Below are 22,031 nucleotides of genomic sequence, written 5' to 3'. Positions count from 1 at the left end.
GTGCCCTCAGTATTGACGCGCTAGAAGTTGGGGCAGGGCCTCCAGCCATCGAGCTACTTGGACTACATTCGTCCTAGCACCGCTCCTTTACATACCGTGGTGTTCTGCAGATGGCGCTCCGTGTTTGGCACGGTGAAACCGGAAAGCACGCCATCCTTTGACGGCAGGTGCGCCACAAGGATTCCCAATTCGCTTGGACGTTGCTGTGCATCTAGGGCCCGCGCCCATCAAATCGACACGGTTCATGGGGTTAAAGTCACTCTCATTACTGCCTCCCCCTCCAATGGCCACAACTAAGTCTTATATGAATTCATTCAAAATTTTAGATGACTGCTTTTGGCTGCTTTAAGATACCTGAACCTTCCTCAGCATTCGGCACAAAGGGCGGATTGCGGTCATTCGCTGCGGCTTGTTTGGATGTCTTAGATGCGGACAAACCGGACTTGTACAGGCGCGGCTATTGCTGACGCAGCATTTCTGTGAACTAGTAAAATGTGCTTGAGCGTGTTGTAAGCTTAGGCGCGGAAGCGGTCATTGAGGGGGATGATAACACGAAGGGCCAAAGTCCGTCTTTTTTTCCATCGCTTGAGTGGATTACGGTAGTCAATGTCAGACACTCACGAGCAGCCTGTCGCCTGTCTCTCCTTACAGGTTTATGATAAATCAGGTTCCGCACAACGTTGCTTTTACACGGGTCCTTAACTTGGCAAGTCTTTCATCGCTGACAACGTATGTTTCAACCCAGATCGGATGTGACCTTCCAAGACCCTCTTAGCTGTTGCCACGTCCCGTGCAAGAGCCGCATCAAACATTGATTTATGTTCTTCGATCGCGGGCGCGCCGCGGTGAGTCAGCACCAGCATCTGATAGCGCAGATACTTGTCAAAAATCGTGCCGTGCAACGTCAGCAGGTTTTCAGAATTGCAGGCTTGAATGAGAGCCTGATGGAACTCCCAGTCATAGCGTTTCCACAGTTCTTTCTGGCTTTTGTCGCCGTCGAGCATTTTTTGTTCGATCAAATGCAGTTTGTGATGGGCCGCGACAAGGTTGCCTTCCCAATCGGCGTCGCCACAGGCGATAGAGGTCTCGAGCGCTGAACATTCCAGCAGGATACGAAGCTCAGCAATTTCCGTCAGATCGGTGGCCGACACAGGCCGAACAAAAAAACCGCGCTGCTCGGCCGCCTGTACGAACCCTTCGCTGGCTAGACGGTTTAGCGTTTCGCGCAACGTCGACACGCTCGCCGCGTAACGATCGCGCAATCCGTCCAGCTTGAGTTTCACACCGGGTGCAAGTTCACCAAAGATAATGTCATGCTTGATCCGCTCGTATGTGCTGGAACCTACAGTGGGGGCGGTTTGAGACATGCCGGGCCTTATGTTTCATATAGTTTGACGGTTCATAACACGATCATCCGATATTCCTCAACAGTGGATAAAATAGGCTATAAGAAGAAATATCATATATTATTGCGAATCTCGTGAACTCTGCTAGTGTGGCGAAAATGCGATACGAGAGGGCGGGATGGGTCTACCAAAGAAACTAGCAGTTGTCGGGGCGGGTCTTGTGGGTCAACGCCATATTGCTGCGATCGGCCAAGTGGATGGTGTTGAACTGGCCGCCGTGGTCGAACCCAGTCCGACAGATCAAACGGCGCCTGTTTTTGGGTCGTTGGACGATATGTTCACGGCAGTCGACGTCGATGGTGTGATCCTTTCGACGCCCACGTTAATGCATGTCGATGGTGGCTTGGCCTGCGTCGATCGTGGCGTGCCTGTGTTGATTGAAAAACCCTTGGCTGCCTCTGCGAATGATGCGCAAGGTCTTATAGATCGCGCCCGAGAAAAGGATGTGCCGATCTTGGTTGGCCATCATCGCCGACATAATCCGATCATTCAAAAGACCGCAAAGCTCATCAAGGATGGTGCAATCGGGCAAGTGCGTGCGGCTCAAGTGACCTGCTGGTTTTATAAACCTGACGATTATTTTGAGGTCGCCCCGTGGCGCAAGAAGGCGGGCGCGGGCCCGATATCGGTCAACCTGGTCCACGATGTTGATCTTATGCGTCACTTTCTAGGCGAGGTCGTGACAGTCCAGGCGCAAACGGCGCCGTCCCTGCGCGGATTTGAAAATGAAGACCTTGCGGCGGCGGTTCTGCGATTTGAAAGCGGAGCAGTTTGCACGATCACAGTGTCCGACAGCATCGTTTCCCCATGGAGTTGGGAGCTGACCTCGCGCGAGTACCCGATTTATCCGGCCACAAACGAATCCTGCTACCAAATCGGCGGGTCAGAGGGCTCATTGTCGATTCCCGACATGCGGCTTTGGCAGCACGAAGGCGGCACAAGCTGGTGGAATCCGATACAAGCCACGGCCATGCCCGTCAGTTCGTCCGACCCTCTGATCAATCAAATTGCCCACTTCAGAGATGTCATTTCGGGAACAGCGACGCCGCTCGTAACTGGCGAAGAAGGTTTGAAAACACTGCGCGTAGTTGAAGCGATTCAAACAGCTGCGCACACACAATCACTGGTTCAGCTGAACAAAGGGCGGCACGGAAATCCGGCCACAGCTGAATGAATATCTGATATTTTGCAAAATGTATTGCGAAATTGGAAAAATGAGGCATTAATCTGCCTCACAAACGGCTCCACGCGGGCCATACCAATGTCTGGGAGGACAACATGACACTTAAACTGACACGCCGTCTTGCGATGGCTTCCATGATTGCGGTAGGCACGTTTGCTGCTTCCGCGCCTGCATTCGCTGATGGTCACGCGATCCAGCTGCGCATGTCTACATCCGGTTCTGAAACAGACGCGCGTTCTGTCGCCCTGGCCGAAGTTTTCGGTCCGGCCGTTGCAGGCTTTGCGTCTTACGAGCCGTCCTACAACGCAACGCTGTTTGACCAAGGTACTGAACTCGACGCGATCAGCCGCGGTAACCTCGAGATGTCGATCACATCCGCACAGGAACTGGCACAGTTCTTCCCTGAGTTCTCGATCTTTGCAACAGGCTACGTTCACCAAGATGCAGCACACCAGGTGCGCGTGTTCAACGATCCGCTGATGGCACCTTTCTTGGTGACCGTCGAAGAAGAACTGGGCGTGAAACTACTGTCCGTGATGTATCTAGGCCAGCGCCACGTGAACCTGCGCCAAACCCGCGACGAGTTGGACGTGCAAACACCTGCTGATCTTGCAGGCGTGAACCTGCGGATGCCGGGTACAGATGCTTGGCAGTTCCTGGGGGCCGCTTTGGGTGCCGCTCCAACACCAATGGCGTTCACCGAAGTTTACACTGGCCTGTCCACGGGTGCGATTGACGGTCAGGACAACCCACTGCCAACAGTTGTGGATCGCAAATTCTACGAGGTCACAAACCAGATCGCTCTGACGTCCCACCTTGTGGATTTGAACTACATCGCGATTTCTGCCGAGACGTTTAATTCCATGGCGCCTGAGCAGCAGTTGGCCGTTCAGAAGGCTGCGGATGCTGCAGCTTCGGTTGGCCGTCTACGTCAACTGGAACTCGAAGGCAGCCTGACCGCTTTCCTCGAAGAGAATGGCGTGGAAGTCTACACACCTGATCTGGCAGCATTCCGCGAGCACGTTCAGGGCCAATATATTGGCTCCGAGTTCGCAGCGAGCTGGCCTGACGGTGTGTTGGATGCGATCAACGCGCTCGGAAACTAAAACTGAAAAGTTAGATAGGGGGATCCACAATGAAAACGCTTTTACGGTGGGGCTCCCGACTATCTGACGCAATCGCGGCCACATTGCTGGCCGTGATTTTCTTTACTTTCTTGTTGCAGATCGGGACGCGCTATACGCCGCGCATCATTCGCAGCCTTGGTCTTGAAGAGACGTTACCCACACTCGCAGCAGTGCAACCGCTTGGCTGGACGCTTGAGCTGATCGCTATCCTGTGGGTCTGGGTGATCTTTTTCAGCTGCGCCTTTGTGGTGCGCGAATGGGATCATGTGAAATTCGATATCATTTATCTCGCGGTATCGCGGCGGATGCGGACGATCTTCGCCGTCATATCTGCCGTCGCCATTGTGGCGGGAATGCTCTATGCGCTGCTGCCCACGCTGGATTACATCGACTGGATGAAAATCCGCAAAACATCGACGGTCCGCAATCCGTTTACGGGCAGCAAAATCCCCATGCGCACGATCTTCAGCGTCTATGGTGCCTTCATGATCGTCGTGGCTGCGCGCTATGCGTGGCTGGCGATTGATACGCTGCGCAAAGGCCCGCCCAAGACTGAGTTGGAAATCGTGCTTGAGGCCGAAGTCGCCGCCGATGCCAAAACTGCGGAGACCCAATCATGAGCTTTGAACTTGTCTCGCTCCTCGTAACGCTCTTCGTGCTCGCAGGTATCGGCACGCCGATTGGCTATTCGATCTTGCTGGCCTCGGTCGTTTACCTTGGCATTGCCGGGCTTGATGTTGCGCTTGCCGGTGAAAAGATCCTGCAAGGGTTTTATGGCAGTGCGATCCTGCTGGCGGTGCCGCTGTTCATCGTTGCGGCCAACATCATGAACGCAGGGTCCATCACTGATCGTTTGCTGAATTTCTGCGTGGCCGTCGTGGGACGGTTCAAAGGCGGCATGGGGCATGTGAATGTCGTTGCCTCTTTGATCTTTTCAGGCATGTCGGGATCGGCGGTGGCTGACGCGGCCGGCATCGGCAAAATCATTATTTCCATGATGACCCGCAGCGGCAAATACAGCCGCGGTTATGCGGCGGCTATCACCGCGGCCTCGGCCACCATCGGCCCGATCATTCCTCCGTCCATCCCAATGGTCCTCTATGCTCTGGTCTCCAACGCCTCAATCGGTGCGCTATTTCTGGCGGGCATCCTGCCGGGCCTGATTATGGGAGCCGTATTGATGGGCATGAACGGATACCTTGCCCACAAACGCGGGTTCGAGGTGGAAGAGGCGGTGCCGCTGAAAGCGTTACCCAAAGTGACAGCCAGCGCGTTTCCTGCCCTGCTGATGCCCGTGATCCTTTTGTATGGCATTTACGGCGGCGTCACGACCCCCACAGAAGCCGCCGCCGTCGCCGCGTTTTACGCCCTGTTGTTAGCCGCGGTGTTCTATCGATCCTTATCGTTCAAGGCGCTCTATAGCGTCTTCGTCGATTCTGCGCGTTCCTCGGCTGCCGTTGGTATTGTGATCGGGGGGGCGTTCATCCTCAATTACGTCGTCATCACCGAACAAATCCCGCAGGCGATTTCGGCGATGTTGGAAGGGGCCGAGATCAGCCCGCTGATGTTCCTGATTATGGTCAACGTGCTGATCCTGCTGCTGGGCTGCGTGCTAGATGCCACGACCATCATCCTTGTCATTGTGCCGCTGTTCATCCCGACCTGCAAAGCGCTCGGCATTGATCTGGTCCACTTCGGCGTGCTGGTTGTGGTGAACTCGATGATCGGCCTGATCACGCCGCCCTATGGTATCTTGTTGTTTGTGATCAATGCGGTCACCGACATTCCATTGCGCGAGATTATCTCAGAGATTTGGGCGTTTTTGGCCGTATTGGTCGGCGCGCTGATCGTGATGATGCTGTCGCCTGATCTGGTGCTTTGGCTGCCGCGCCTTCTTGGGTATCAGGGCTAATGCTCAGCATTCCCACTCATATCGTACCAGGTGAGCTGGCGGAAAAACTGAACACCATTGCTGCAGTGGGGTTCACGGCCATTGATCTGAGCCTGTCAGATGTTACCCAATTCGACGACGATCTTGTGGTCCTGGCGGATATTGTCGCCCAGGCCGGATTGACCATCGCCTCACTCGGCGCGGTGCAGCCCGATGCCAGCGTGACCTTGATCAAGGCCAAGATGGAGATGGCCAAGTCATTGGGCGCAGAGGCGCTTGTCCTGGATGTTATTGACAAGGTGCCGCACGACCTGCCGAAATTTGACGGCATTCGGCTGGCGCTACGGCCCACGCGTGATGCCGAGTCGGCGGTTATCGAATATGTCACCGAACAAAACGATCACAACATCGGCCTCGCACTCAACGCATTTGAAGTCCTTGGTGATGGATCACGCCCCGCCCGTCTGCGCGATCTGAACGGCGCATCGGTGTTCCATGTTGCTCTGCTGGACGGGCCAAACACGCCGATGTTGCCCGGACAGGGCACCCTGAATTTGGGCGGTCTGGCACGTGTGCTGGCGCGGAGTGGATACGCGGGGACTTGGTCTGTGGGGGCGACGCCTGATGGACCCGGGACGCTGCGCAATGCCTATCGGTCTTTGGTGACTGTCCTGTCAGACGCCGCACAAACAGAACCCTTATTGCAGGGCGCTGTGCCTGATTTGCCCCCCAAAGTTCCCGCGAAGGGATTTGAGTTCATCGAGTTTGCGGTCGATGACGCAGGTGCAGTTGAGCTTGAGGGTGTGTTGGCCGCCATGGCATTTCGGCGTGAACGTGATCATCGCTCCAAACGAGTGGCACTGTGGCGGCAGGGTGCAGTGAACATTGTCATCAACCGTGAAGGTGCGGGTCACGCCGCACAGGCACTGACGGATCATGGTCCCTGCGTTTGCGACATGGGGCTTCGTGTCCGAGACGCGGCGGAAACCGTTGCGCGGGCCAAATCGCTGGGCACGCAGGATTTCACGCAAATGGTGGGATTGGGAGAGCTTGATATTCCAGCGGTGCGTGGGGTTGGCGGCAGTGTCATTCACTTCATCGACGAGAGGTCCGATTTGCACCACGTCTGGGATATTGAATTTGAACCTGTTCGCAGCACAAAGGCCACGCCGCCTGCGGGTTTGCGGCGCATCGATCATGTGGCGCAGACGATGCGGTATGACGAAATGCAAAGCTGGCTGTTATATTACTTGACCACATTCGAGATGACCAAGTCAGCCATCGTCAATGTCGCAGATCCGTCAGGGATTGTGCGCAGTCAGGCGATAGAAACGCCCGAAGGCGAGGTGCGGTTGAACCTCAATGGCGCTGCGGATGCGGATACGCTTGCGGGGTCGTTTGTGTCGGGTCGTCCGGGTGCCGGTGTGCAGCATATCGCCCTTCAGACGGACGACATATTCGAGACCTCGACCTTGTTGAAATCTTCGGGATTCCAGCGTCTCCCAATCCCGCAAAACTATTATGCGGATACGCAGGCCGAATTCGGACTGATTGAAGCGACAACGCAGGCCTTGCGTGCCCACGACCTGCTATATGACGAAGACGCGGGCGGTGCCTATTACCAGCTTTACGGCCAGTCCATCTTCGATGGGTTCTTCTTTGAGATCGTCCAGCGGAAGGGTCGGTATCTGGGCTATGGTGCGCGGAATGCGTCTGTCAGGCTTGCATCGCAATCAAGGTCCCGACTGAAGACTGCCTCATGATTGCTGCTTTGATTGGAAAAGGGATTGCCGCATCCCTTACGCCTGCCATGCATGAGGCGGCTGGAGCAGCGTTGGGGATAGACTACGCATATGGTCGCTATGACTTGGCCACAGCTGATTACGCCAATTGGTCTTTGGATCAGGCCGTAGATGCGGCACAGGTTGCGGGTTGTCGCGGGGTGAATGTGACGTATCCATTCAAGCAGGACGTCATGGCGCTGCTCGATGATATGTCGCCGCAGGCCCGCGATATCGGGGCGGTAAACACGGTGGTCTTTGAAGGTCAGAAACGCACTGGCCATAACTCCGACTACCTTGGATTTCGCGCAAGCTTCGCACGGGACATGAAGGCACTGCCACGCGACGCGGTTTTGCTTTTGGGGGCTGGCGGCGCTGGCTGCGCGGTCGGGCTGGCGCTGATTGATCTTGGCACCACGACACTTTGGATTCATGACCAAAGCCAAAAAGCTGCATTGGCGCTGGCCGATCGCTTGATGGCTTTACGTCCGCAGGTACGATGCGCCGTCTGGAAATTCCAGGGCGCGGTGGACGGCATTCTCAACGCGACACCCATGGGAATGGCCAGTCACCCTGGCCAAGCAATCTCGCTGAGTGACGTTGTGGTGCGCTGCTGGGTTGGCGATATCGTTTACTTTCCGCTGCAAACCGCCCTTTTGCGTGATGCCACGGTGCGTGGGCTGCATGTGATGACGGGCGGGGGCATGGCGGTCGGTCAGGCGGCGGAGACGTTCAAGCTGTTCACGGGCCGCGAACCCGATCGCGCCCGCATGGCGCAGGATTTTCACACCATGACCCAAGAGGTACTCGCATGAGCGAAGACGCAGACGCCATCCGCGCATGGTGGCGCACATCCATCATCGAGATGGAGCCGGGCAAGATTACCTTTCGCGGGCATCCGATTGAAGAGCTGATCGGCAACGTATCTTTTCCGCAGATGATCTGGCTAATGACAGTCGGGCGGCTGGCCACATCCGAAGAGGCCGCATTGCTGGAGGCCGCCTTGGTCGCAGGTGTTGATCACGGGCCGCAAGCGCCCTCAATTGCCGCTGCCCGAATGACAGCGACATGCGGTGTCGGCCTGAACAATGCCATGGCCAATGGGGTGAATATGCTCGGCGATGTGCATGGCGGTGCGGGCGAGCAATGCGCGGACCTCTATTACGATATCAACGACCGGATCGAGGGCGGCGCGGCGCTGCAAGACGCGGTGCAATCAGGCCTTGATGCGTGGCGGGCCGAAAACGGCAAGATCGTCTCCGGGTTCGGGCATCGGTTCCACAAACCTGTCGACCCCCGAGCGCCCCGTCTGATGGCACTGGTACGGGACGCGGCACATGCGGGCACCGTGTCGGGCCGTTATGCGGATATCGGCGAAGCGGTTCAGGCCAACCTCAGCCTGCGCAAGCCACTGGCGATGAACATCGACGGGGCCACGGCCGTAATTTTCTGCGAACTTGGCTTCCCCGCACCCTTGTCGCGGGGCCTGTTTTGCCTGTCCCGCTCAGTCGGGATTCTGTCCCACGCTTGGGAGCAAATGCAGCAGGGCGGGCGCAACAAGGGTCCGATGCCGCCGGCTTACTTACCAAAATACGATAAAGTATAAAATATCATAGATTTTAGATTACTTATTATGATATGCATTTTTGCAGACATCATGAGGTGATTCCAATATGCCAAACGAGACTGGCGGCCCACTTTATTCTCTTGCGCACCTGACCCTTATCAATGCGACCGCGCCCGAGCTGATCTATATCGCTGCGCGTGCGGGCTATGATGCTGTTTCGCCGCGCTTTATCCAGATGAACGTGCCTGGTGAATTTCGTGAAAGCCCGATCGACATGCAGATGGTATCGGCCACTAAGACGGCGCTTCAAACAACGGGTCTGAAGGTTCTCGACGTCGAGCTGGCCCGCATCACAGAAGATTGCGATCCGCGGTCATTTGAAGCGGCCTGCGAGCTGGGCGGCGAGTTGGGCGCAACCCGCATGATCATGTCCGCGTGGACGCCCACGCGGGATGATCGCAATTTTATCGTCGATTGCTATGCCGAAACCTGTGAAATTGCGGCCCCATTCGGATTGTCTGTTGATCTTGAATTCCCGAGCTTCAGCCGCCTGCGCACGTTGGACGAGGCGCTTGATATTGTGCGTGCGGCGGACCAGCCCAACGGCGGCATCCTTGTGGATACGCTCTATCTGCATCTGAGCCGCGTCGACCTCGCTGAACTGTTGCATGTGCCCGCCGATCTCTTGAATTTCCTTCATATCTCGGACGCCTTGCCCGGCATCGCGGATACCCGTGAGGGCATGATCCAACTGGCCCGTGATGCGCGGCTTTATCCAGGTGAAGGTTGCATTGATTTCGCAGGCATCATCGAACGTATGCCGCCCGTGGATTATTCCATCGAACTTCCGAACCAATCCCGCGTCACAGAGCTGGGCTTTGAAGAACATGCACGGCGCTGTTTGCAGCACGCCAAACGCACCTTCGGCCATGTCCGGTCCGAGCGGCGCACCCATCCGATCCCCCTACAAGAAAGCACTCAGACAGATGGCCAAAGAGCTTACTGACGAAGACCGCCAACTGACGGCAGACATGATTTTGCGTGCCCGCGCAGCGATGGCAGAGATTCAGGACTGGTCGCAGGCCGATCTGGATCGGCTTAGCCAAGCGATTGCTTGGTATGCGGGCAACGAAGATACTTTCGCGCGTTTGGCCGAACAAGGTGTTGACGAAAGCGGGATCGGGGATCGCACCGGCCGCCCTGCCAAACGTTTCAAGATCCAAATGGTGCTGCGCGATGTGTTGCGCACGCCCTCCACTGGCGTGGTGGAAGTGGATGAAGCCAAGGGGCTGGTTAAATACGCCAAACCTGCCGGTGTGATCGCCTCACTCATCCCGATGACGAACCCCGCGATGACGCCCCCCGTAACAGGGGTGTCATCCGCCAATGCCCGCAACGCCGTGATCTTCTCACCGCATCCGCGCACGGCGGGCACCACCTACGAAATGACAGAAATGATGCGCAAGGCCTGTGTGGCTGTGGGTGCGCCTGCCGATCTGTTTCAGGCGGTGCGGTATCCGTCTATTCCGTTGACGCAGCACTTGATGGAAGAATGTGACCTAACGCTGGCAACGGGCGGCAAACCCATGGTGAAGGCGGCATATTCTTCGGGTCGGCCTGCTTACGGCGTTGGCGCGGGCAATTCATCCATCGTGATCGACGAGACAGCGGACATCGACATCTCTGCCGCCAATACGCGCATTTCCAAGACATCTGATTTCGGATCCGGCTGTTCGGCGGATGGCAACATTATCATCCAGAAGTCAATTTATGATAAAATGGTCGCAGCATTGCAGGCCGAAGGCGGGTATCTGTGCAGCGCAGAAGAAAAGGCTCTTCTCGAGGCGGCGATGTGGGATGAAAAGGGCAACCGCACCTTCCCGACGATTGCGTGCAAGCCACAGCAAACGGCGGAGGTCGCAGGGTTCAAGGTGCCCGAGGATTGCAAGTTCCTGATGGTCGAAAATCAGGGACAGATCGGGCCCGATCACAAGTTCAGCAAGGAAAAACTCACCACGGTAATGGCGCTGTATCATTTTGATACGTTCGAAGACGCGCTCGACACGGTGCGCCAGATTTACGCGACGGGCGGTATTGGCCATTCCTGCGGGATTTACAGCCACAACGACGACAACATCGACACTTTGGCGCGGGTTGCCCCCGTCAGCCGCATGATGGTCCGCCAGCCGCAATCCAAGGCCAACGCTGGGTCGTGGACCAACGGGATGCCGATGACCTCCTCATTGGGCTGCGGCATCTGGGGCGGCAACATCACCAACGAAAACGTCACCATGAAACACATGATGAATTACACGTGGGTCGCCCGACCCATCGCCGAAGATCGCCCCAGCGAGAAAGAGCTTTTCGGTGAATTTTACGGACAGGAGGTAGCATAATGGATGGCACAAAAGCAGGCGGTAAAACCGTCGCAGAGCATATCGTTGATTTTCTGGGTCGTCGCGGCGTTGAGCACGTGTTTGGCCTATGTGGCCACACCAACATCGCCGTTTTGGCGGCGCTGGCCGAAAGCCCGATTGATTTCATCACTGTGCGCCATGAACAGATCGCCAGCCACGCGGCGGATGCCTATGCGCGTGTCACAGGTCGGGCTTCGGTGGTGCTGTCGCACCTCTCGCCGGGTCTGACAAACTGCGCCACAGGTGTCGCCAACGCCGCACTTGATTGCATCCCGATGGTGGTGATCGCGGGTGATATTCCGACACATTACTACGGCAAGCATCCGCATCAAGAGGTGAACCTGCACGCGGATGCGGCCCAATGGGAAATCTATCGCCCCTTCGTGAAGCGCGCGTGGCGGGTGGATCGTGCGGACCTTATGGCGGAAATTCTTGAAAAGGCGTTTCATCTGGCCGAAAGTGGCCAACCCGGCCCCGTGTTGGTCAACGTTCCAATGGATATCTTCAGCGAAGTCATCCCGTCCGATACCTTTGATCGCATCACGGGCAACACCAAATCGCTGATCAAACCGAGCATTGATGATGAAACCGCCCGCGCGATCATCGAAAAGATCGCAACTGCAGACAAGCCCGTCGCCTATGTCGGCGGCGGAATTCTACTGGCGCAGGCGAGCCAGGAAATGGATGATTTCGCCACCCACATGGGCCTGCCGATTGCGCATTCCCTGATGGGCAAAGGTGCTGTGCGCGACGATCATCCGCTGGTCATGGGTATGACGGGGTTCTGGGGCACCGAATTGGTCAATCAGACCTGCCTGAATGCTGACGTGGTCTTAGCTGTCGGCACGCGGTTCAAAGAGGCCGATTGCTCCAGCTGGTATCCCGGCTATACCTTCAACATCGGGGCCGAGGGCAATGACACGAAGGTCATTCACATCGACATCGAACCGCAAGAGATCGGCCGAAATTATCCGACAGAAATCGGTGTCGTCGCCGACGCCAAGGCCGCCCTGCGCGTGCTCAACCGTGTTGCACGCGATATGTACCCCGACGGGTTTGATCGCGCAGACAAAAAGGCCGAGATCGCAGATTTCCGCACATCGTTCAAAGCGTCAAACGCCGACATGCAAACATCCGCGGCGTTCCCGATGATGCCTGAACGCATCTTGGCCGACACGCGCATTGCCTTGCCCGATGATGCGATTATCACAACGGATGTCGGTTGGAATAAAAACGGCGTGGGTCAACAGTTCGACATCCTGACGCCGGGGTCGATCCTCACACCGGGTGGCTTTGCGACGATGGGCTTTGGTCCGCCCGCCGCCATTGGCGCAAAACTGGCAGCGCCCGAGCGTGTGGTCCTGTCGCTTGTGGGGGATGGCGGATTTGGCCAAAACCCGTCCATGCTGGCGACGGCGGTCGAGTTGAACCTAGGGATCATCTGGCTGGTAATGAACAATAACGCCTTCGGCACCATTGCTGGTCTGCAAAAGGCGCACTATGGGCTGACCTACGGCACGACTTTCCCGGGCAGCGCTGAGGCACCGACCAACGGGCCAGGCTACGCCGAGATTGCGCGCGCCTACGGGGCGGAAGGTATCCGCATTTCGTCTGCGGATGAACTACTCCCCGCTTTGCAGGCCGCCATTGCCAGCGGCAAGCCCACGGTGTTGGATGTCCCCATGATCAACAACCCAACTCCCACAACTGGGCATTGGAATATCCTCGACATCTATTCACCTGACAAAGACGTCAGCCACGTGTCGACCTAAAGAAAGCCGCGCTATGCAGAATCCCAAGAACCGCTTCAAATCCGCCATCGCAAATCAAAAGCGGCAATTGGGGGTCTGGAACACCATCGGCGGCAATACGGTGCCAGAACTCTTGGGCGGCGCCGGCTTTGACTGGGTTTTAGTGGATTGCGAACACGCGGCGATTGAAACGATCGAGGTTTTGCCCGCGCTTCAGGCCATTGGGCAAAACCCCGACACCTCGGCTGTGGTGCGCGTCGCGTCAAACGATACAACCCTGTTCAAACGGGTTCTGGATTTGGGCGCGCAGACGGTCATGGTCCCTTACGTGCAGACAGCAGACGAGGCCGCCGCCGCCGTGCATGCGATGCGTTATGGCCCGCAAGGCATGCGCGGTATGGCGGGCATGACCCGCGCCACACGCTACGGCAAGGTCGATGATTATTACAACGTGGCCGAAGATGAACTGTGTCTTATCGTGCAGATCGAAACTCTGACGGGGCTGCAAAACCTCGACGCGATTGCCAAAACTGACGGCGTGGATGCTGTCTTCATTGGTCCCGCCGACCTCAGTGCAAGCATGGGGCTGCGCGGGCAGATGACCCATCCCGACGTAGATGCGGCCGTCAGCGATGCTATCAAACGCTTGGTTGAAATGGGTGTGCCGGCCGGCGTTATGGCGCTCGACCCTGATGTCGCAGACCGATACCTCAGCATAGGCGCAACCTTTGTGGCCGTTTCGGTGGATTTGGTGGTCTTGGCAGACGCTATCTCTGGCATTCGAAAACGTTTTAATTGAGCACGATCTGTCTTTGAGCGAGCGCAGGCATGTTCACCGTTTGCACAGGTCGCTACACTTGGACGATTGACCAAAACCGTCTGCCCAGAACTCGATATTTTCTGCAAAAGATATGGGCCAATCGAGCCCAAATTGACTTGCAAAAATCGCGAGGTTACAAAAATTTAATGAGCGCACATTACCTCCTTTCTGCCGAAGCGAGCCGCCTTGCCACCGAAAAAGGCTGGGCGAACCCCAAGTGGTTTCGCCCAGCTGTTGATCCCCAGAAAATTCGGGACTTAATGCAAAAATCCGATGCGCGTGCGATGCGCGACACCGCGCTTTGGCTCGGGGCGATGTGTGTCGCGGCTGGATGTGCAATTGCCCTCTGGCCATCGTGGTGGTCTCTTCCGTTCTGGCTCATCTACGGCGTTCTTTATGGGTCGGGCGCTGACTCGCGGTGGCACGAATGCGGGCACAATACGGCGTTTAAGACGGCATGGATGAACAATGCTGTTTATCAAATCGCCAGCTTTATGATGATGAGAAATCCTGCTGTTTGGAGGGCCAGCCACGTCAGGCACCACACAGATACCATCGTCGTGGGGCGTGATCCTGAAATTGTTGCAATGCGCCCGCCCGATTTGTTGCGCATCGCTTTGATGTTTGTTGGGGTCGTTGATGTTTACAATGCCTTCAAGCGAATGTTTTCGCACGCGCGCGGTCGCATAGATCCCGAAGAAGCGATGTTTGTCGCACTAAAAGACCACCCAAAAGTTTTCATGGTCACTCGTATTTGGTTGACGATTTATGCCTTCACCATAGTGTTGTCGATCCTGACCGCTTCCATTTTGCCATTGATGTTAGTTGGACTTCCCCGCCTCTACGGGGCTTGGCATCACGTCATGACAGGTCTTTTGCAGCACCTAGGACTCGCTGAAAACGTATCGGATCACCGCCTAAATACCCGCACCGTTTTGATGAATCCGATCAGCCGCTTCATCTATTTGAATATGAACTATCATTTGGAACACCACATGTTCACCAAGGTGCCTTACTACAATCTTCCCAAGCTGCATGAGTTGATCAAACATGAACTGCCGCCGCCAGAACGTTCGATTTTTGGCGCCTATTTGCGATTGGTGCCCGTTCTGGTCAAACAGCTTCAATATAAGGAGGCCGTTATCGTGCAAGATTTGCCATTCGGGGCGACTCCGTACCGCCGTGAGGTTGAAATTCTTAAGACCTACGCGGTCTGAAGCGAAAGACCGCAAATGGCAGCATTATCCCGTGATGTGTGAAATCGCCGATCAAAGCTTGCTCTCGAAAGCTCGAATGTCCGGTTCTTCTGATCTATGGCGGCACATATAGCTTCGCGCTTGCCGCAATTTTTGCGCTGCGAACGCGCGCAGCGAGAAAATCAAATTCACAGTTTGGGCTCTTATCTGCCCTTCGCTGCAAACCGTTCGAAGGACCGATTAGGGCCGTTCTTGTCAGCTTGTCTTTCCTAGCTCTTTAGAAAGTTGCCGCGCCGCAGAAGTCTGCTCCGAGCCTACGGCGGAAACGGTTTGGGGGCGGTAGATTATCTTGGACGCGTCTCGGGACCGGTTGTATCGTTTCGAGAAATAGATTGCTTTAGGGACTTACCGATGAGATTTCAGAAGTTGTTTGCCGACGAATTGGGGGAAAGCCACTGGTTGGAGGTTGAAGTTAACCTTGAAGAGCATGTTTTTGCTCCTCCAGCTCAAAACGTCGAAATCTCTGAGCCGGAACCAGCAAAGCAGATGATGTTTCTCAGGCTACGCGCGGGCTGGGATGAACCGGTCCACCCAACTCCCGTTAGGCAGAAGTTGATCTGCCTTTCTGGTGCCGTGCGTGTCACAGCAAGTGACGGCTCAGCGCGAGACATCGTTCGTGGTGACGTCTGGCATATGGAAGACCGACACGGCAAAGGCCATCATACGCGCGTGACAAGTGACGAGGATTTTGAGGCGGTTATTGTCCAGTTTGATTAGAGCTGAACTGGCACAACGAAAGGCAGGAATGTCCGCGCTGCGGGTCTCCTTGGACTTTGAAAGCTGCGCTGAACACGAATGTCCGTTCTGGTGAAGCGGCGTCGGAGAGTTGGCCACAAGTGCCAAGGTTGGGGCGGGGCCGTTCGCGACCACATTGTGTTTCCATGCGAGTTCGTTAGCTCGCTTACTCCGCACCAGCCCACAGCAACCAGAATGCAAGAAGTGGAGTGCTATCAGAACGCATTGCATGCACAATACCAGGCGAATTGTAAAACGTGCCGCCGATACCGGGCTCGAACCACTCGCTGTCACCATGACAAAAGGAGCCATTGCTCAATACCAGGTAAGTTTCTTCCGGTGGATGGCTATGGTCAGGATACCTAACATTCGGCGAAAGTAGTGTGACACCAAGCCAGACGTCGGTCCGCCATTCGATGCCACCTGGACCGACTATGTTTGCGTTTGCATGGCCCTCTGCAAAGTTTGCGCTCGCGCAAGACATATCACCTGACCGTCGACGCCAATTGAGCATAGGCTCAAGCCTGAGGAAGGTTTCCACCAAATGGCGAAGCTCAGGCGCATGAAAATGCGATGGAATGGCCACCTCTTCTAAACTATCGCGGATCGGCAATTGTGCCCCCGCTCCATCAGACATCTTAGACGGCGTTTGAAGGGCCGCTCTAATCTTTGCCAGCGATTCCTTTCCGTTGGGGTCGGTCACGTAATAGTCGGCGGCCGAAATGATTGCATCGAGGAACTCCTGCATTGGTTTGGGGCGCATCATGGTGGTCGAACCTCTCTTTTGCGGTACCGTTGGGGAAGATTGAGTTTTTAGCAATGGAGCAAAAACAGACAGGCTTGTATGAGCAGTCCATTCCACAACAGGAGCGAAGATGAATATATGCAGATGTATGATGGCCGCCCCGAGCGTGATTGGTGTTCCTCATGCAAGCGACAGGAACGGCGGGTTGCGCGGGGTGGATAGTTTTTTGAATATGGGCCAGAGGTAAGCCGCCAACCTCAGTTGATATCCACGGCTTTCCTTTTGAGGACTTCCAGCGGAACAGTCTCAAGGGCGTTCTTATGGGTGCTTTCAAGAACGATATGCGGCGCTGGATCTTCTTGATGTGCTTGCAGCCAGCGATCCACGCACAGACACCATCGATCTCCCTCTTTCAATCCGGCAAAATGGAATTCTGGTCGGGGCGTCGAAAGGTCGTTTCCAATATACTTTGAAAAGGCCAAGAACTCTTTGGTCATGATGCAACAAACAGTGTGCTTTCCCGTATCAGCAGCCCCAGTATTGCAGCAGCCATCGCGAAAAAACCCTGTTACCGGAGATGTGGAGCAGGGTTTAAGGTCTTCGCCCAAAACATTTAGGCTGGGATCCATCGTCAATTCTTTGTCGCTCATCAATTGTGTCCTCGATTATATTCCCCTGATTAGCACATACGACAACGAAGCAGGAGAGGATGTTAGTGACGGTCAACAGGCTCGCCACATCCATTGAACCAGTGCATTGCCTAGTAGGCGTCGGGATGCTCGATGGGGCAGGTGGCCATCCGCAATTTCGAAAAGACGGGACGATGCATCAGGGATTGAGGTGCTGCCCGCAATCAGTTCGCTATTCTTTACCCGGAAAATTTCAACAGATGACCCGTCTCAACGGTATGGGCTGATGGTCATACACAGAGCCTCGGATACTCCTAGCCACGACAGACTACGGATCAAGTTTGTTGAGGTAGGTCACATGCTGTGGCAATCACTCACTGGTCGGTGCAACATCGCTGCTTTCCGGCCCGGTTCCACGATATAGGGGGCGCTGATCCGTGCGATTAGCAAGAGGAATGTGCCTCTCCGTGGCTATCTTGCAGCATCCGCCGCCTCCCTAAATCTCATCGGTTTGCTTAACTACGCCCAACGACAACCGCTTGGCGAGCGCTTTGGCACAATCAATTCTCCGCTGGCGCGCAGCGATGTAACAACAACAACCCTAACCTCACCTCTCATCGAACTCAAAACACTTGGCGGGCATAGGGTGTGAATTACCCGCGTGCGGGAGGGGGCCGGGAAGGGCCCAAGCCGCTTTTTGACTGCCTGCTCACAGTCGATCCTGCGCTACCCGGTATCGATCAAGCATCTTCCCAGCGGCCTGGTTGAATGAGATGCTGCCACTACGCAATTTCCCAAAGACCGTTTCCATCTCAGCTGCAGGAAGTGTCAACAACCCTTCGTAGCCATAGCCTTCCCGCTCGAACACTTTCGCTATCCTTTGTTCAAACTCCCCAAGGCTTAACTCGATTGTCACCCGGCGATCAGTGTTGCAGAAAGATGCCGACTTATCCAAACACAATTTCTGGGCATTTCCCTTTTTCTTTATAGTTTCGGGTGCAGCCGGTTGCAGGTTGGAGCGGCAACAGACTGCAGGCTTGCAGGCGCGCCGCGCCGTACTTTTTGCTTCACGAAGTTGCGATGCAAGTCCAACTCGGCCACAGAGAAGATCATGAACTGATTTCGAGACCGCCGATTGGCTCGGTACCGCTTCAATGCCCCGCGGGTTTCCAGTTCTTTGAAGGCGCCCCGCACACTACGTTCGCACATACCGGTTTCTTCAACGATGCGAATGACCGACGGGTCGCAACGACCTGTTTTCGTGTTCTGGCGATCCAGCAGTCTTGAAAGCACAATAATAGCTGAGCGCGTCAAAGCTGGCTTCTGGCGTGCCCAATACTGATGGGTTAGCCATTTCTGCACAGGTCCAATGGCTGGAGCTTGGTCATGATCCTGCACCTTGACCTGCAGTGGCCGCCACCGCACATTGTTCGATCCATTGGCGAATGTCACCAACCCGGTAGCGTACAGACCGACCAATCTTGATCATGCACGGGCCATCTTTACGCTGCGCTGCAATCTCCAAATATCTCTTTGAGATCCCAAAGATTTCTTCTACATCTTCCCGGGATAGGAGCCTGTCTTTTTCATACTGCTTCATGGTGCCACCTCGTGCTGCTTTGACGGTCACCAACGCTCGTGGAGAACACCTCTTGGGAATAGGCAGGGGAGGCACCATTGGATTTGGGGGGCATGGGTAGACATCGTTCAGCATTACGACGGTATTGGCTTGGTCACCTGTGAGGTTTCTCGGCCATGAAGACTATCCTTTTCAATCTGCGGTTATTCTGCGCCCAAACGTTCTGCAATGACGAGAACCTGCGATCAACAAACAAAGTTGCAAAATTATTGGCAATAGGGGCTCGATCATTCGGGACACAACTTTCGATGTTGGCAGGCCAAGTTTGGCTCAGAAAACTCCGGAAACTGCCTCAATGAAGTGACCTACCAGTTAGGTTTCCATCGTAGCAATTTCTCAAACTTCATCCGTCACCCGGGTTCTGCGATACAGAAAACCAGATCAAGTGTGGGCGTGGTAGGGGAGGGTGGGCGTGCGGAACGACAAATCGGATTTACTTGGTTCCATTGGCCGAGAAGATGTCTGGCGCGATCGGATGCAGGACGTGATTGCCGTTCTTGACCGTGATGGAAGAGGTGAGTGCTCCGAATGCTGCACCACGCTCATTTCGCTATTAAGGGGGAGGTCCTGACCTTCGCTGCGGTCAGTTCCAACGGCAGCATTACGCAGAAAACTTACTTTGCAAAGTTAGGTCCGCAGAAAGCACCGACAGCTTACATACGGCCTAGAGCAACCATTCAACCCCGAATTGGTTGCTGCGTTTCAGCTTCCCTAAAGCGGTCATTGCCATACCGCATGGAGTCACATGACTGAACGATTACTTTGTGGACATGGCTGCTGTTTGCTTTCGAACCCTGGCTGTTTGCTTCAGGGAAGCCAATCGTTTCGGGGTAAGTCTCGAAACGACTTCCGCTAAGAGCCGGTATCTGTAAAGCTCGTAGTAGCCCGCAGTTCCTTTATGTTTTTCAACTCTCCGATTGTTGTCACTCCTAACTGGGCCATGGCCAAGCTAACTTCCTGGCTTAGAATATCCCAAAGCACCCGCAGACCTTCGATGCCGCCAGCCGCGATTGCGAACAATAAAATTCGGCCTATGAAAACAAAGTCTGCCCCCATGAAATAGGCTTTGACGATGTCTTCACCCGAGCGAATTCCTGTATCGTAGAAGAGTGGGTAATCGGGCCCAACAATCGTGCGAATGTCACGTAAGGCCAGAATGGCAGGTGGGGCACTGTCCAGTTGGCGGCATCCGTGACTGGAGACCTGAATAGCGTCCGCACCAGCATCAACCAGACGCAACGCGTCATCGGGGTGCAGGACACCTTTTACCACCAGTTTGCCAGGCCAAACCGCACGTAACTTGTCAAAGTAGCTCCAGTCTGCTGCTGCGCGGCTTTCGGTGCGGTCAAATTTGTAGGTCTTCCCATCGAAATTTGCCATTTTTGGGCTGCCCTTGGCCAGGGAGGTTAGCGACCAACGCGGGTGCAATGCGAAATCCACGAATTGCCGAGGGCCAATACGGAATGGCATTTTGAAACCATGACGGAGCTCTCGTGGGCGACGACCAACCTCCGGAACATCCAAAGTCAATACTAACGTGCTATAGCCAGCTGCCTTAGCGCGTTCCACAAGCTTGAAAGTGCCACTGCCATCGCCACTGAAATAGAGCTGGAACCAAGCCGTGCCGCCCGAGGCTTTGTGTAGGGTCTCCATATCAGTGGAAGCCACAGTTGACACGCCATGCGGCACACGGTGCTCTCGCGCTATTTTTGCCAATTGTAGATCGGCGCCGGGCGCCGCGAGATTACACATCCCCATTGGACTGATGCCGAAGGGCCGTGTCATCAGCTTGTCAAACAAAGTCACCGACAGGTCCCGGTTTCTGACATCGCGCAGAACGCGCGGTGTCAGCCGGATATCTTGTAGGGCCCTGTTGCTGAGGGCAGCTCCATGCTCTTGCCCAGCCGCGCCATCGATATAGTCAAAAACCATCCAGGGAAGTCGCTTGCGCGCCAGTCGGCGCGCATCGGTGTAGCAATGGATGCCAGTATCAAACAGCATGCCCAGGCCTTACGCTTGTACCGACGTCATGAACCGGTCACGTATTACGACGGGATCCATGGTGATCACAGGAACTTTGATATTACCGCTTTCGCATTTGGCCACGATGATGGTCATCTGATCACCATTAATAGCTTCTTGTAGGGCTTTGCCGGTGTCTTTTGCAGCCACCTCAACAACGTTCTCGCAGCCACAAGCTCGTGCCACCGCAGCCAGAGAGGTCTTTTTTCCGGCATAGGTTGGTTGGTCACCGGTAGAGCCATAGCTGCCATTATCGATAATCAGCAGAATGTAGTTGTTAGCCACGTTATTGGCTATGGTAGGCAAGGTCCCAAAGTTGGTCAGAACTGACCCGTCGCCATCAATGGAGATGACTTTTTTATCTTGTGCCAACGCCAGGCCAAAGCCAATCGAGGAAGACAGGCCCATTGTGCCAAGCATATAGAAGTTGGTTGGTTGATCATCGATCATATGCAGTTCTTGGCTGGGCAGGCCGATGTTGCAGACCACCAGTTGGTCTTTCAGGATAGGCGCGATTTCTTTCAGAATATCAGAACGGATCATTGGTCGCCGTAGCCTCCCCAAAAACTGGCATCGGTCAGGATAGCGACCGGTTTGTTGCACATGAAAGTGTATTTCAGGATCGCATCCAGCTCGTCAGCGTCGGACTGATTGTGAAAATGATAGGTTGGAATGTTCATCTGCGCGAGCAGAGCCTTGGTGTGAACGGCCATCTCAACCTGGCATGCCACCGGCTCGCGCAGTTCTCCCCTGAAGGAGATCAGCATTGGCAGCGGCATTCGGTAGTATTGGATCAACGTTGCCAGTGTGTTGATTGTCACGCCGATCGCCGTGTTTTGCATGATTATGGCAGGCCGTTTGCCGCCCATCCAGGCTCCGGCGCAGAGCCCCATCCCCTCGTCTTCCTTGTTCGAAGGAACGTGAAGTACATCAGGGCGGGCGTCGATCTCGTCGATGACACCGGCCAGTTGCTTGCACGGTACAGTGGTGATGAAACTGATGTCAGTAGCAACCAGATCATCAACGATTTTTGTGTTGATAGACAAAACTGTCTCCTTTGGG

At 55.2% G+C, this 22,031-nt stretch carries 22 protein-coding genes; 13 read left to right on the top strand and 9 right to left on the bottom strand.

Going from position 1 to position 22,031, the window contains the following annotated elements; all coding sequences use genetic code 11:
- Window positions 1–698: 698 nt before the first annotated feature.
- Window positions 699–1,367 (bottom strand): GntR family transcriptional regulator, encoded by a 669-nt coding sequence (locus EBB79_RS14175; RefSeq protein ID WP_127749493.1) that lies wholly within the window; start codon window positions 1,365–1,367, stop codon window positions 699–701.
- Between the two features lie 157 nt (window positions 1,368–1,524).
- Here EBB79_RS14175 and EBB79_RS14170 point away from each other — a divergent pair, with 157 nt between their 5' ends.
- The 13 genes from EBB79_RS14170 (at window position 1,525) to EBB79_RS14110 (ending at window position 15,916) form a co-directional block, all read left to right on the top strand.
- A complete protein-coding gene (locus tag EBB79_RS14170) occupies window positions 1,525–2,580 on the top strand; it encodes a Gfo/Idh/MocA family protein (RefSeq protein ID WP_127749492.1) in 1,056 nt (351 codons plus the stop codon).
- Window positions 2,581–2,684: 104 nt separating this feature from the next.
- Window positions 2,685–3,695: a TRAP transporter substrate-binding protein DctP gene (gene dctP, locus EBB79_RS14165; protein WP_127749491.1), complete on the top strand. Its 1,011-nt coding sequence runs from the start codon at window positions 2,685–2,687 to the stop codon at window positions 3,693–3,695.
- Window positions 3,696–3,724: 29 nt separating this feature from the next.
- Entirely contained in the window at window positions 3,725–4,336 is a 612-nt protein-coding gene (locus EBB79_RS14160) for a TRAP transporter small permease (RefSeq protein ID WP_127749490.1), read from the top strand.
- Window positions 4,333–5,628 (top strand): TRAP transporter large permease, encoded by a 1,296-nt coding sequence (locus EBB79_RS14155; RefSeq protein WP_127749489.1) that lies wholly within the window; start codon window positions 4,333–4,335, stop codon window positions 5,626–5,628. Before EBB79_RS14160 ends, EBB79_RS14155 begins: the two co-directional genes overlap by 4 nt.
- Window positions 5,628–7,370, top strand: coding sequence for a bifunctional sugar phosphate isomerase/epimerase/4-hydroxyphenylpyruvate dioxygenase family protein (locus EBB79_RS14150; RefSeq protein ID WP_127749488.1), 1,743 nt, complete (start codon window positions 5,628–5,630; stop codon window positions 7,368–7,370). Before EBB79_RS14155 ends, EBB79_RS14150 begins: the two co-directional genes overlap by 1 nt.
- Window positions 7,367–8,203 (top strand): shikimate dehydrogenase, encoded by an 837-nt coding sequence (locus EBB79_RS14145; RefSeq protein ID WP_127749487.1) that lies wholly within the window; start codon window positions 7,367–7,369, stop codon window positions 8,201–8,203. The genes EBB79_RS14150 and EBB79_RS14145 overlap by 4 nt, the downstream gene beginning before the upstream one ends.
- A complete protein-coding gene (locus tag EBB79_RS14140; RefSeq protein WP_127749486.1) occupies window positions 8,200–8,994 on the top strand; it encodes a citryl-CoA lyase in 795 nt (264 codons plus the stop codon). Before EBB79_RS14145 ends, EBB79_RS14140 begins: the two co-directional genes overlap by 4 nt.
- A gap of 67 nt (window positions 8,995–9,061) precedes the next feature.
- The gene (locus EBB79_RS14135; protein WP_127749485.1) at window positions 9,062–9,961 is read left to right on the top strand and encodes a sugar phosphate isomerase/epimerase family protein; all 900 of its coding nucleotides are present in this window, start codon (window positions 9,062–9,064) and stop codon (window positions 9,959–9,961) included.
- Window positions 9,942–11,351, top strand: a complete 1,410-nt coding sequence (locus tag EBB79_RS14130) for an aldehyde dehydrogenase family protein (protein ID WP_127749484.1) — start codon at window positions 9,942–9,944, stop codon at window positions 11,349–11,351. The genes EBB79_RS14135 and EBB79_RS14130 overlap by 20 nt, the downstream gene beginning before the upstream one ends.
- On the top strand, window positions 11,351–13,144 hold the full coding sequence (locus EBB79_RS14125; RefSeq protein ID WP_127749483.1) for a thiamine pyrophosphate-binding protein: 1,794 nt from the start codon (window positions 11,351–11,353) through the stop codon (window positions 13,142–13,144). Before EBB79_RS14130 ends, EBB79_RS14125 begins: the two co-directional genes overlap by 1 nt.
- 13 nt (window positions 13,145–13,157) lie before the next feature.
- Window positions 13,158–13,922 carry an HpcH/HpaI aldolase family protein gene (locus tag EBB79_RS14120; protein ID WP_127749482.1) on the top strand — a complete coding sequence of 255 codons (765 nt, stop codon included), beginning with the start codon at window positions 13,158–13,160 and terminating at the stop codon, window positions 13,920–13,922.
- 29 nt (window positions 13,923–13,951) lie between these two features.
- Complete coding sequence (locus EBB79_RS14115; RefSeq protein ID WP_238704915.1) at window positions 13,952–15,160, top strand: fatty acid desaturase family protein; 1,209 nt, start codon at window positions 13,952–13,954, stop codon at window positions 15,158–15,160.
- A 390-nt stretch (window positions 15,161–15,550) separates the two neighbouring features.
- Complete coding sequence (locus EBB79_RS14110) at window positions 15,551–15,916, top strand: cupin domain-containing protein (RefSeq protein WP_127749481.1); 366 nt, start codon at window positions 15,551–15,553, stop codon at window positions 15,914–15,916.
- Window positions 15,917–16,100: 184 nt separating this feature from the next.
- Here EBB79_RS14110 and EBB79_RS14105 read toward each other — a convergent pair whose 3' ends face one another.
- From EBB79_RS14105 to comD, 8 genes are all read right to left on the bottom strand, one after another.
- Window positions 16,101–16,700, bottom strand: coding sequence for a dimethylsulfonioproprionate lyase family protein (locus tag EBB79_RS14105; protein ID WP_238704914.1), 600 nt, complete (start codon window positions 16,698–16,700; stop codon window positions 16,101–16,103).
- A gap of 236 nt (window positions 16,701–16,936) precedes the next feature.
- Entirely contained in the window at window positions 16,937–17,329 is a 393-nt protein-coding gene (locus EBB79_RS14100; RefSeq protein WP_238704913.1) for a DUF2237 family protein, read from the bottom strand.
- Between the two features lie 688 nt (window positions 17,330–18,017).
- Window positions 18,018–18,176 carry a hypothetical protein gene (locus tag EBB79_RS24460; protein ID WP_164860816.1) on the bottom strand — a complete coding sequence of 53 codons (159 nt, stop codon included), beginning with the start codon at window positions 18,174–18,176 and terminating at the stop codon, window positions 18,018–18,020.
- Window positions 18,177–18,292: 116 nt separating this feature from the next.
- Entirely contained in the window at window positions 18,293–18,622 is a 330-nt protein-coding gene (locus EBB79_RS14095) for a helix-turn-helix domain-containing protein (RefSeq protein ID WP_238704912.1), read from the bottom strand.
- Window positions 18,623–18,692: 70 nt separating this feature from the next.
- A complete protein-coding gene (locus EBB79_RS14090) occupies window positions 18,693–18,938 on the bottom strand; it encodes a helix-turn-helix transcriptional regulator (protein WP_238704911.1) in 246 nt (81 codons plus the stop codon).
- A gap of 861 nt (window positions 18,939–19,799) precedes the next feature.
- Window positions 19,800–20,948: an alpha-hydroxy acid oxidase gene (locus EBB79_RS14085; RefSeq protein ID WP_127749478.1), complete on the bottom strand. Its 1,149-nt coding sequence runs from the start codon at window positions 20,946–20,948 to the stop codon at window positions 19,800–19,802.
- A 9-nt stretch (window positions 20,949–20,957) separates the two neighbouring features.
- Window positions 20,958–21,512 carry a sulfopyruvate decarboxylase subunit beta gene (comE, locus tag EBB79_RS14080; protein WP_127749477.1) on the bottom strand — a complete coding sequence of 185 codons (555 nt, stop codon included), beginning with the start codon at window positions 21,510–21,512 and terminating at the stop codon, window positions 20,958–20,960.
- A complete protein-coding gene (gene comD / locus EBB79_RS14075; RefSeq protein WP_127749476.1) occupies window positions 21,509–22,015 on the bottom strand; it encodes a sulfopyruvate decarboxylase subunit alpha in 507 nt (168 codons plus the stop codon). The genes comE and comD overlap by 4 nt, the downstream gene beginning before the upstream one ends.
- Between the last annotated feature and the right edge of the window lie 16 nt (window positions 22,016–22,031).

The sequence above is a fragment of the Parasedimentitalea marina genome, from assembly GCF_004006175.1.
In the GTDB taxonomy this organism is placed as follows: Bacteria; Pseudomonadota; Alphaproteobacteria; order Rhodobacterales; family Rhodobacteraceae; genus Parasedimentitalea; species Parasedimentitalea marina.
The sequence above is the reverse complement of the archived record's forward strand: the minus strand, read 5'-3'. Positions and strand labels throughout refer to the sequence as shown.